Annotated in this window: 15 protein-coding genes; 7 read left to right on the top strand and 8 right to left on the bottom strand. The window is 46.9% G+C overall.

Features of this window, described 5'->3' with window-relative positions; translation table 11 throughout:
* Nucleotides 1-53 precede the first annotated feature (53 nt).
* Both ugpC and ENN47_11765 read right to left on the bottom strand, forming a co-directional pair.
* Nucleotides 54-1,193 carry a sn-glycerol-3-phosphate ABC transporter ATP-binding protein UgpC gene (gene ugpC, locus ENN47_11770; GenBank protein ID HDP78828.1) on the bottom strand — a complete coding sequence of 380 codons (1,140 nt, stop codon included), beginning with the start codon at nt 1,191-1,193 and terminating at the stop codon, nt 54-56.
* Between the two features lie 12 nt (nt 1,194-1,205).
* Nucleotides 1,206-1,466 (bottom strand): type II toxin-antitoxin system Phd/YefM family antitoxin, encoded by a 261-nt coding sequence (locus tag ENN47_11765; protein ID HDP78827.1) that lies wholly within the window; start codon nt 1,464-1,466, stop codon nt 1,206-1,208.
* 72 nt (nt 1,467-1,538) lie between these two features.
* Between ENN47_11765 and ENN47_11760 the strand changes: the two genes are divergently transcribed.
* From ENN47_11760 to ENN47_11730, 7 genes are read left to right on the top strand one after another with little or no spacing between them, the layout of a single operon-like run.
* Nucleotides 1,539-2,462 carry an NQR2 and RnfD family protein gene (locus ENN47_11760; protein ID HDP78826.1) on the top strand — a complete coding sequence of 308 codons (924 nt, stop codon included), beginning with the start codon at nt 1,539-1,541 and terminating at the stop codon, nt 2,460-2,462.
* On the top strand, nt 2,459-3,079 hold the full coding sequence (locus tag ENN47_11755) for an FMN-binding protein (protein HDP78825.1): 621 nt from the start codon (nt 2,459-2,461) through the stop codon (nt 3,077-3,079). The genes ENN47_11760 and ENN47_11755 overlap by 4 nt, the downstream gene beginning before the upstream one ends.
* Before the next feature lies 1 nt (nt 3,080).
* Complete coding sequence (locus tag ENN47_11750) at nt 3,081-3,680, top strand: NADH:ubiquinone reductase (Na(+)-transporting) subunit D (GenBank protein HDP78824.1); 600 nt, start codon at nt 3,081-3,083, stop codon at nt 3,678-3,680.
* A 13-nt stretch (nt 3,681-3,693) separates the two neighbouring features.
* Nucleotides 3,694-4,287: an NADH:ubiquinone reductase (Na(+)-transporting) subunit E gene (locus tag ENN47_11745; protein HDP78823.1), complete on the top strand. Its 594-nt coding sequence runs from the start codon at nt 3,694-3,696 to the stop codon at nt 4,285-4,287.
* 13 nt (nt 4,288-4,300) lie between these two features.
* Entirely contained in the window at nt 4,301-5,401 is a 1,101-nt protein-coding gene (locus tag ENN47_11740) for a 2Fe-2S iron-sulfur cluster binding domain-containing protein (GenBank protein HDP78822.1), read from the top strand.
* A 16-nt stretch (nt 5,402-5,417) separates the two neighbouring features.
* Nucleotides 5,418-5,876 (top strand): hypothetical protein, encoded by a 459-nt coding sequence (locus tag ENN47_11735; protein HDP78821.1) that lies wholly within the window; start codon nt 5,418-5,420, stop codon nt 5,874-5,876.
* 29 nt (nt 5,877-5,905) lie between these two features.
* On the top strand, nt 5,906-6,502 hold the full coding sequence (locus ENN47_11730) for a hypothetical protein (GenBank protein ID HDP78820.1): 597 nt from the start codon (nt 5,906-5,908) through the stop codon (nt 6,500-6,502).
* On the opposite strand, the gene ENN47_11725 is transcribed toward ENN47_11730, so the two are convergent.
* The 6 genes from ENN47_11725 to ENN47_11700 are packed head-to-tail and all read right to left on the bottom strand — an operon-like array spanning nt 6,486 to nt 10,169.
* Nucleotides 6,486-6,938: a DUF523 domain-containing protein gene (locus ENN47_11725; GenBank protein ID HDP78819.1), complete on the bottom strand. Its 453-nt coding sequence runs from the start codon at nt 6,936-6,938 to the stop codon at nt 6,486-6,488. The genes ENN47_11730 and ENN47_11725 overlap by 17 nt on opposite strands.
* Nucleotides 6,935-7,783 carry a M23 family metallopeptidase gene (locus ENN47_11720; protein HDP78818.1) on the bottom strand — a complete coding sequence of 283 codons (849 nt, stop codon included), beginning with the start codon at nt 7,781-7,783 and terminating at the stop codon, nt 6,935-6,937. Before ENN47_11720 ends, ENN47_11725 begins: the two co-directional genes overlap by 4 nt.
* Complete coding sequence (locus ENN47_11715) at nt 7,780-8,211, bottom strand: diacylglycerol kinase family protein (GenBank protein HDP78817.1); 432 nt, start codon at nt 8,209-8,211, stop codon at nt 7,780-7,782. Before ENN47_11715 ends, ENN47_11720 begins: the two co-directional genes overlap by 4 nt.
* Nucleotides 8,208-8,819: a pyruvate ferredoxin oxidoreductase gene (locus ENN47_11710; GenBank protein ID HDP78816.1), complete on the bottom strand. Its 612-nt coding sequence runs from the start codon at nt 8,817-8,819 to the stop codon at nt 8,208-8,210. The genes ENN47_11715 and ENN47_11710 overlap by 4 nt, the downstream gene beginning before the upstream one ends.
* The gene (locus tag ENN47_11705; GenBank protein HDP78815.1) at nt 8,819-9,652 is read right to left on the bottom strand and encodes a 2-oxoacid:ferredoxin oxidoreductase subunit beta; all 834 of its coding nucleotides are present in this window, start codon (nt 9,650-9,652) and stop codon (nt 8,819-8,821) included. Before ENN47_11705 ends, ENN47_11710 begins: the two co-directional genes overlap by 1 nt.
* Before the next feature lie 13 nt (nt 9,653-9,665).
* Nucleotides 9,666-10,169 carry a dCMP deaminase family protein gene (locus tag ENN47_11700; protein ID HDP78814.1) on the bottom strand — a complete coding sequence of 168 codons (504 nt, stop codon included), beginning with the start codon at nt 10,167-10,169 and terminating at the stop codon, nt 9,666-9,668.
* Nucleotides 10,170-10,317 lie beyond the last annotated feature (148 nt).

The raw sequence follows: 10,317 nt of genomic DNA, 5'->3' as shown, positions 1-10,317 counted from the left end.
GAAAAAATAAAAAAGGTGGCCTGAGCCACCTTTTTTGTTGTCAATAGAAGTTATCAAAGATTTTCCGGAGCTGCATCCTGGTGAGTCCCTGCAAGGACGTTTTCCTCCGTCTCAGGGTCAAATAGGTGCATCATAGACATATCGAAGACCAGATCCATCTTGTCTCCCGAAGATGCTCTGCTCTTGGGATCGACCTTAGCCACGATATCATCTCCGTGAATATTTGCGTGGATAAGAGTCTCACTACCGAGAGGCTCAACGACCTCTACGTTGCCCTTGACTATGAACTCCTCTTTCGGCGCAACCGAGTACATCTTGTCGTAAATATCTTCCGGCCTTATACCGAATGTGGTCTCCTTGCCTACCAGGTGTTCTAGCCTTTCAACCTTGTCTTCAGGAACGAGAAGCTTCATGTCTTCCTTTATAACCCAGACTTTGCCTCCTTCAGAGACAAGCTTTGCGCTGATGAAGTTCATTGCAGGAGTGCCGATGAACCCGGCAACGAACTTGTTTCTCGGCTCGAAGTACACGGAGTAAGGATCCCCGATCTGCTGGATTATTCCGTCCTTCATTATTACGATCTTGTCGGCCATGGTCATTGCCTCGACCTGGTCGTGAGTAACGTATATTATAGTCGCCTGAAGATTCTGGTGCAGTCTCTTAAGTTCCGCTCTCATTTGAACCCTCAGTTTGGCGTCGAGGTTGGAGAGGGGTTCGTCAAAAAGGAAGACCTTTGGTTTTCTAACTATCGCTCTTCCGACTGCGACTCTCTGTCTCTGACCGCCCGAGAGCTGCTTTGGCTTACGGTCAAGCAACTGCTCTATTCCAAGGATTCTAGCCGCTTCCTTGACTCGCTCTTCGATCTCCGGCTTGGGTGTCTTTCGCAGTTTCAATCCAAATGCCATGTTCTCGTAGACCGACATATGCGGATAAAGAGCGTAGTTCTGGAAGACCATGGCGATGTCTCTATCCTTAGGTTCGACATCGTTGACGACCTTCCCGCCGATCTTGATCGTTCCTTCCGTAATCTCTTCCAAACCGGCAATCATTCTCAATGTCGTAGTCTTTCCACAGCCCGAAGGACCCAGGAGAACGAGAAACTCCTTGTCCTTCACTTCGAGATTCGCATCGAGAACGGCCTTGAATCCGTTCGGATAGGTTTTGCCTACCTTCTCGAGGGTAACTTCTGCCATCTTGCACCTCCGTCAATCATCATCAACTTCAACAATAAGATCCTTTATCTCAACATCCATCGCTTCATCCCCGGCGTCCATCAAATAGAGATCGTGGACTCTTTCCAGGAACCTGTTGAGGAGCACATACTTGTCATAGTCCATCAAGACAGCCTTTGGGAGCCCGTTTTTTGTTATAATAATATCGGCCCTCTCACAATCGTCAACAACCTTTGAAAAGTGTGTTTTCGCTTCGGCCAGTGAAAAAAATGAGAGCTCGTGCAATCTTGACAAGAGAACCACCTCGGGACCATTATACAATATGACCACAATTATAGTCAAGCTTTTGCTTCGGAGGTGCCATAGATGGCGAAGAGGTTTTTTCTTAAACAGCCAATGATGAGAAAGGTTATCTACGCTCTCCTTCCGATTTTAGTCTTCGCTGTTGGGAATTTCGGCTGGGTGGTGTTTTCCAAGATTGTTCTTTCGATAGCTGTCTCTGTTTTCGCTGAATGGCTATTCGAAAGCAAGAAGGGGAAGCCCGTAAGCGAGGCAGCTATTGTTACAGGGTTCCTAATTGGATTGATTCTCCCTCCGGCCGTTCCCTTCTGGATAGTTATAGTTTCAAGCTCCTTTGCAATAGTCTTCGCTAAGATGGCCTTTGGAGGGTTTGCCAGGAACCTTTACAACCCTGCATTAGTTGGCAGGGCCTTCGTTTATGTGAGTTTTCCTGCCGCCGTGCAGCAAAGCTGGACTCCGGCAGTTCAGAGCTGGGGGCAGGGTTTCACGCGCTGGATCAGCTCGGATATTATTACTATGGCCACCCCGGCCAATGTCATCAGGGACGGCGGAGAGGTTAGTGCATGGCGGATGATCTTCGGAAACATAGCCGGCTCTTCCGGTGAAACAGCAAAATGGTTGATTGCAGCCGCTGCGGTTTATCTGATCATGACGAAGGTTGCGTCCTGGAAAATTATCGTATCAACTCTCGTGTCTGCATTTGCTATGTCGGGCGCAATCTTCATTTTTGACCCTTCAAGAATGAACCCATTCCACTGGATGATCGGAGGGAGCATCATGTTTGGGGCCGTCTTCATGGCAACAGATCCGATCAGCGCGCCGAAGAAAGATGCAGCTAAATGGATCTACGGTTCTATGATCGGATCTCTTGCAGTCATAATTGGTACATTCTCATTGTTCGGAGCTGGTTTGATGTTCGCTGTCCTTATCGCAAACACATTTGCCTCACTTCTTGATTATTTAGTTACCCAGAAGAAGGTGAAGGCATGAGCGATAAGTTTTACTCTGTTGTATTTGCTTTCATTCTAACAACGGTGTTTGTCCTGTGCCTCGCAGGTATCAATGCGCTGGCTTCCGGTACGATCGAAAGAAATGAGCGCCTCGAGTTTCAGAGATCGTTGATCTATGTATTCGAGCTTTCAGGTGGAGCCGATTTCCCGCCAGATGAGGAAGTTCAAGAGCTGTATTCGAGCAGAATCAAAGAAGTTGAGGGAGCGCAGACCGTTTATGTCGTCGAGAAGGACGGAACGAGAGAGTTTGCCTTTACTGTTCAAAGCGCCGGTCTCTGGGGGACTATTACGGCGCTTGTGGCGGTAGACGAGAGCGGGTCAAGAATAATGGGAATAGATTTCGTCAGCCACTCGGAAACTCCCGGTCTAGGCGGAAGAATAGATGAAGAGTTTTTTAAAGAGCAGTTCAGAGGAGAGTTGATCTCCTCCGACTCTTCGGCAAGAGTAGCTGTGGTTTCAGGTCAGGACACGGCTTCTAGAGATGACTCAAAGGTCGATGCAATTACAGGAGCGACGAGGACTTCGGAAGCTATTCAGGCCTTATTGAACAAGGCGGTTAACACGGTTTTTCCGGTGATTCTTGAGGTGGTGGATTAATATGGCTGAATCGAAGAAGACGATCTTCCTCGCGAATATCTGGAAGAACAACCCCGTAATTGTGCAGATACTCGGGATTTGCTCGGCCCTGGCGGTAACTAACAATCTCACAAACACACTAATAATGGGAATAGGTCTCATTTTTACCACGGCATTCTCTTCACTCACTATTTCGGCTCTCAGAAGGCATATTCCCAAGAATGTACGAATGATGATTCAGGTTCTAATAATCGCCTCTTACGTCATAATCCTGGATATTGTTCTGAAGGCCTATCTTCCTTCCATAAGTAAGGCTCTAGGTCCTTACGTCGGTTTGATTATCACTAACTGCATAATTATGGGCAGGGCTGAGGCATTTGCGCAATCACATGGGCCGGTTCTTTCATTCATTGACGGAATCTCCGCTGGAATAGGCTATTCGCTGATTCTTCTGGCAGTGGCCTTCATCAGGGAGCTGCTTGGATTCGGAACTTTGTTTGGATTGAGAGTTATGCCTGAAGGCTTCACTCCCTGGGTAATCATGATTATGGCGCCCAGTGCCTTCTTCATACTTGGCGCCATAATTTGGATCGCGCGCACACCTATCGTAAAGAAGAAGTGAGGGGGAGATTTAGATGGGAGTTCCGCTTAATCCTTTTGTCATAATGATCGCTGCGGCTCTTACGAGCAATATGGTTCTGAGTAACTTTCTCGGAATGTGCTCGTTCATCTCTGTATCGAGAGATATAAAGACGGCCAATGGCCTTGGGATGGCAGTAACCTTCGTTCTAACACTGACATCGGTCTTGAATTATATAGTCTACTACTATATTCTTATTCCGCTGAATCTCATCTATCTCCGATACATCGTATTCATCGTAGTAATTGCTGCATTTGTGCAGTTTCTGGAGATGGTGATTGACAGGTTTTCTCCAGCGCTCTATATCAATCTGGGAATCTTTTTGCCCCTGATAACCGTGAACTGTGCGATCCTTGGCGGCGTTTTGTTCATGATCATCAGAGAATACAACCTGATACAGTCGCTGTTCTTTGGGTTTGGATCCGGAGCAGGCTGGTGGCTGGCAATAGTCGCGCTATCTGCGATGAGAATGAGACTTAGAGAAAAGGATCTTCCCCCTCAGTTGGTGGGGCCCGGTATAACCATGATAATCATCGGCATTATGGCTCTCGCCTTTATGGGCTTTTCGGGCATGCTGCCCGTTCAGTAAGGTGGTGTTTGGCTTGGAAATAATCATCTCTGCTCTGGTCGTCGGAGGGATCTCCGCAGTACTGGCTGCCGTTCTTACAATCGCAGATGCCCTGGTTAACAACTATGGAGAAGTAAATATCACGGTAAATGAATCCAAGAGCTACAAGGTGAAGGGCGGATCGACTCTACTTTCCACTCTCGCGGGAGAGAAGATCTTCATCCCCTCGGCATGTGGAGGCAAGGGTAGTTGCGGACTGTGCAAGGTCAAGGTCCTGAGTGATATCGGACCTGTTCTTCCCACGGAACTGCCTTATCTCTCTCCCAAAGAAAAGAAGGACAATATTCGGCTCTCATGTCAGGTGAAAGTCAAGAGCGATGTGTCTATCGAGATTCCCGAAGAGCTCTTCAACATACGTGAGTACCTTTCAACCGTCTCATCCATAGAGAATGTCACTCATGATATCAAGGAAGTCTTCTTCGATCTTGAAGAAGAGATAAGGTTTAAAGCTGGTCAATATGTCCAACTGATTGTACCAGGTTACGGAGATATAAAGGGAGAGACAATGAGAGCCTATTCAATGTCATCTCAGCCCTCCGTGAGGAACGGATTCGAACTGCTGATAAGGCTGGTTCCTAATGGAATTGTAACAACTTACGTTCACAAGATGCTTAGAGTGGGAGACAAGATAAGAATCCTTGGACCGTTTGGAGAGTTCTTTCTCAGAGAGACCGATTCAGATATAATATTCATTGCCGGTGGCTCAGGGATGGCTCCAATCAAGTCGATTGTACTGGACATGATGGAGAAAGGCGTAGAAAGGAATGCGTATTATTTCTTTGGAGCAAGGAGCAAGAAGGATCTCTTCTATCTTGAGAAAATGAAGGAGATTGAAAGCAAAATGCCTAACTTCCATTTCATACCGGCTTTGTCCGACCCCCTGCCAGAAGACGACTGGGAAGGCGAAGTAGGACTGATAACCGATGTGGTTGACAGTTACCTCGCCGAGCAGGGAGAAAAGCCTTCTAGAGAGGGTTATCTCTGTGGAAGCCCCGGGATGATAAATGCCTGTATAAGTGTACTTAAGAAGCACAGCATACTGGAAGAAAATATCTACTACGACAAATTCGGATAGTTTTGGAGGTGAGGTTATGAAACAGACTCCGGACTTCGATAGGATTCAGGAAAACATGAAAGCCGGCAGCATCACCGGTCCGGGTTTTCTTGGTGATGACGAAAGAAACCTGCTGGATATTATAAGCGAGGATGAGTCGAAGGTGAAGGAACTGGGCTTGACGAACGAATTGATCGCTGACAAGCTGGAAATGCTCATGAAGCAAGGGGAAAGAGGATTCGGTTCGCCCGTCAAAGTCGATGATCGTTTCGTTGTAATCGTCGAGGAAAGTCGCGGTTACATACCCTGTCCGTTTCGACACGGACATCTTTCAAAAAAAGTAAACGTCAACGTGAGAAATATTGCCATGAAGAAAGAGATAGACTATTCGCCGATTTCCATTCATCTAATTCGAGAGCACGGTTTCTATCAGGGAAAAGGTTCCACCTACAGGCTCGATCCGGAAATGGTCGCAAAGATGCTGGAGTTGATCTGAACAGATGTATATGACGGGTGTGATAGAAAATGCTCAGAAGATATAGTTCAAGAAACAGGGCGCTTTTTACGTTCTTCTTTGTAGTCGCGCTGATAGTATTTGCTTCGTATTACGCTTTTGGACACAAGATGAATGTGGTTGTTCCCAGCAACGAGATCGAACTTGATGATTTGACCTTCAACTACAGCGTTTTCTCCTTTCTAGGAGAGGCACCCTTTCCACCTGATCAGGGTCTCGCGAATGGAGTCTCTGTGGAGCAGGACGATGGTGAGGTGATCCGGGTATCTTACCCGCCCGAAGACGATTTAGTCAGGAGCTTACAGTTTGAACTGAACTCGAGAATCATAAATGTGTATGTCTGGAAGATGGGTTCGGTTGACTCCGCAAGAAAAACCTGGGAGACGATCTTCCTTGTAGAAGGTTCGGTACTGACGAGAGACATGGGCAGGATAAAGAAGACCGATTACTGCTATGCAAAAGTGGTTAGATTCGGCGGCAAAGACCAGGCGCTAATCTGGCAGAAAGGAAATTGGGTTGTGCTGGCTAAGAGTCCCGGGTTCACCATGGAAAGTGAAGAGGAAAGACAAATCCTAACTGAGCTATTCGACCCTAATATAAGAAACTGATCTCTTCTTCCGAATAGACTTCAATAGCGTTCTTCATGAGAAGCTCTGCGGTTATTCCCATTCCATCGATCATGACCCCGCTGAAAGTACCGTCGTAGATGCCTTTGCATCCGCAAGAAGGACTCCTCGACCTGAGGAGCGCGATACTGGCGCCAGAAAGTTTCGCTATTTTCAACACCTCTTCTGCTCCTCGCGTGTAGTTAAGAGTAACGTCCTTCCCGAACTGATCGATTACTATTCTTGTTGCCCGCCAGTCGTTAGAAGTAGTTATTTCTGCCCTGGGACGCGGTGTCGGAAGTCCTCCGAGCTGTTCTGGACAGACTGGCAAAAAAATAAACCTGTCCACCAACTCAAGAAGCTCCAAAGACAGGTTGTTATTTCCGCGATATGTACAGTTGACACCGATGAGGCAGGCGCTAACCAGGATCTTTGTCATTTACCACCGGCAGCGGTGCCGTCATCCTCTCTTCTAATGACGTACATGAGGTCACGTGTTGGAAGCATTGAAAGTGGATTCATCGTGTTGGTCTTCGGATCTCTAACTTCGAAATGTACGTGAGGACCAGTCGAGACCCCTGTGCTTCCGACCCGGCCGATCAACGAACCGGTATCCACTCTTTGGCCTACATAAACACTGATCCTGCTCATGTGACCATAGCGGGTTACGTAACCGTTGTCGTGCTGTATTTCAACCATATTTCCATAACCGCCGTTCACTCCGGCAAAGACGACTGTTCCCCTCGAACCTGCGAAGATCGGCGTTCCTTCTGGAGCCGCAATGTCGAGCCCCGAATGGAATGAGGGCTGCCCGCTTACAGGATGAGTCCTCCAACCGTAATCTGAAGATATAACTCCATAAATGGGCCACCTGAAAGGGGAGCTCTGAGGTACATATTGACACAGGTTTATTAGAGACATGGGAATGAAGACTCTCTGCCCGGGGTTGATGATCGAATTGGGACTAAGGTTGTTAGCTGCTATCAATTCCTCAACAGGAGTGAAGAAAAGCTTTGCAATGTAATCGAAGGTATCGCCGGACTGAACATCGTAGATCAGACCATCGGGCTGAGGTATACGAAGCGTATCCCCTGCCTTTATGCTGTTAGGATCCTTCAGATTGTTGAAATCGATAATCGTCGAAATACAAACATCCAAATCCCTGGAAATAGTGTGAATCGAGTCTCCCGATCTGACCACATACGTAACGAGGAAATACGCAAAACTGCGAGTCATCAAAAGCAAAGACATAACTAAGAATAACAGAATGACCCGACGGTTCATTCCCTGCCACCTCCAAAAAGCCCCAAGAAGAAGAAGATTACCAAAATCATTATACCAAAAAGCAGTCCAACGGCAAAATGCAAACCAAAAATTGATTGTAAAATAATGGATAATCCAATGAGTATAGATATTGCGGTCCCCATAAGTACCACTGAGGCTGCTGTATCCTTCAGCACACGAACCCTTTCATCATAGTAAGGACGCAGAATGTCGGCAATCTTCTCCACCAAAGTGTTAATTCCTTCGAGAAGTAATACCATAAACGTACAGAAAAGAAGCCAATAATAATCATTCTTATCTAGTCTGAGCAGAGCGCCCAGAGTTAGAATTACTGCTCCGAACACGAGCTGAATTCTGAAGTTCCGCTCCTTCAAGAGGTGTTTTATTCCATTTGTGGCGTTGCCAAGACTTCTGACAAACTTCCTCATTCAAATCCCCGGCCGACAGAATCGATTCTTTCTCTTCTAATATTGTAAGACTTCTCAATTAGTGAGTAACCGAAATCAATCGCCTGGGAGTTCATCTCAACGTACTTCGCCTTAATATGTTTGACCATTGCTTCCTTAAGTGACTGGGTAGTGACAAAATTGCCTGCTCTGGCAATTAGTCCCAATCCCACCATATTGGCTGGAAGCGTGCTTGAAAACTTATTCTCTGTGAGTTCCGTTACCGGCTTGGAAATAATCTTTCTCGTCATTCTTATTCCTTCTTTCGGAATAGATTTCACAAGGGTAGAGTCTATTATTAGGACACCGTTCATATGAATAAGCGGAACGTGAGCATTGACCGCAGTCTGATGCATGGAGTAGATCAGTTCAAAGGAATGGGCTTTTGGGTAGTCTATTGGCTCGCTGTTGAAAAGGACATCACAATAAGAGACCCCGCCTCTTACCTGCGCTCCGAATGATTGCGTCTGAACAACCCAGCTTCCCTGTATGAGGAGGGCTTCGGCGAGAATTATGCCCATCAAGACATTACCCTGACCACCGATGCCGGAAATCCTTACTGAATGAGGCTCTGAAAACGCGTGTTTCATTATTCGTCACCCCTCTCAGCAGCGGCCAACCGTTCGCTCATGATTCTGTACCTATCGCTGTAAGTTTCAGCATCTGTATTTACAAACTCGCCAGCAACTATCTTGTCCGATAATTCCTCGGGAGACATCGTTTTTGCTTTCTTGATCTGCACAGTGTTCTTCTTGAAATGTGTAAGCAGATCTTCCGGTCTGGACATTGAGTTGTATCTTCCGTAGTATGTGTGACAGTTGGTCATTATCTCCACCACTCCCATACCTTTGTGATTCAAGGCCTTCTGAATGAACTGAACCATCTGGGCATAATGAAATACCGTCGTCCTTGCTACATAAGTTGCGCCGGAAGAGACTGCGAGATTCACTATGTCAAACGAGTTCTCAACATTTCCGTATGGAGAAGTCGAAGCTATCTTTTCATGAGGTGTTGTCGGCGAATACTGTCCGCCGGTCATTCCATAAATATTGTTGTTGAAAACTATCACGGTAAGATCCATGTTTCTCCTGCAAGCATGGATGAAGTGATTTCCTCCAATTGCCATCATGTCTCCGTCTCCCCCCATAACCACAACGTTGAATTCCGGCCGTGCCAGTTTGACGCCGGTAGCGAACGCTATGGCCCTTCCATGAAGGGTGTGCATGGTGTTGAAGTTAAGGTATCCTGTAACTCTGGAAGAGCATCCAATGCCGGATATTACGGCGACTCTGTCGGGATCAAGGGCGTCCTTGTCGACCGCGTCAATGAAGGCCTTCATAATAACACCGTTCCCGCAGCCGGGACACCAAACATGAGGCATCCTGTCTTGTCTAAGATACTTAGTTAGCCTTGCAATAGCCATGATTTCCTCCCATTCACTCTGTAAAATGCGTCATGACGACACCTGTCTTATCGAACATGAACTCAGTAAGTGGATCGGGATAGCCTTCAGAGAAGACGACCCGCTTTATGCCAGCATTTATTATCAGTCTGGCGCAGATGGAACAGGGACGGTGCGTTACATAGATTGTCGACCCGTTTGTCGAAATTCCAAACTTCGCAGCTTGAGATAGGGCATTCTGCTCTGCGTGAGCAGCGTAGCAGATCTCCTGGTTCTGACCCGAAGGAATTTTAAGAGCATCTCTGATACACTCTGTCTCATCGCAATGAGGAAATCCAGAAGGCGGCTGATTATAGCCCGTAGCAAGAATTCGATTTTCTCTTACGATCAAGGCTCCGACCTTTCTGTGATGACAACTCGACCTCTCCCTCACCTGGTAGGCAAGTTTCATGAAGTACGAATCCCAGCTCTTTGTATGGTTAGCGGATTCATGAATCGAAAAATGACCAAGGAAATCGGAAAGTTCTTCCACAGACATCATCTCAGTCCTTCCAGAAGCTCAATGTGTTTTTCCTCTTCAGCGAGGATCTTTCCGAGGGCATCGGCAGTCTCGGCCTTCACGTAGTGCACTAGACTCATATAGAAAGCTATGCTCTTCTTCTCAACTTCTATTGCCATGGCAATAG

Source organism: Mesotoga infera (assembly GCA_011045915.1).
GTDB classification, from domain to species: Bacteria; Thermotogota; Thermotogae; order Petrotogales; family Kosmotogaceae; genus Mesotoga; species Mesotoga infera_D.
This window is presented reverse-complemented; position numbering and strand designations above follow the sequence as displayed.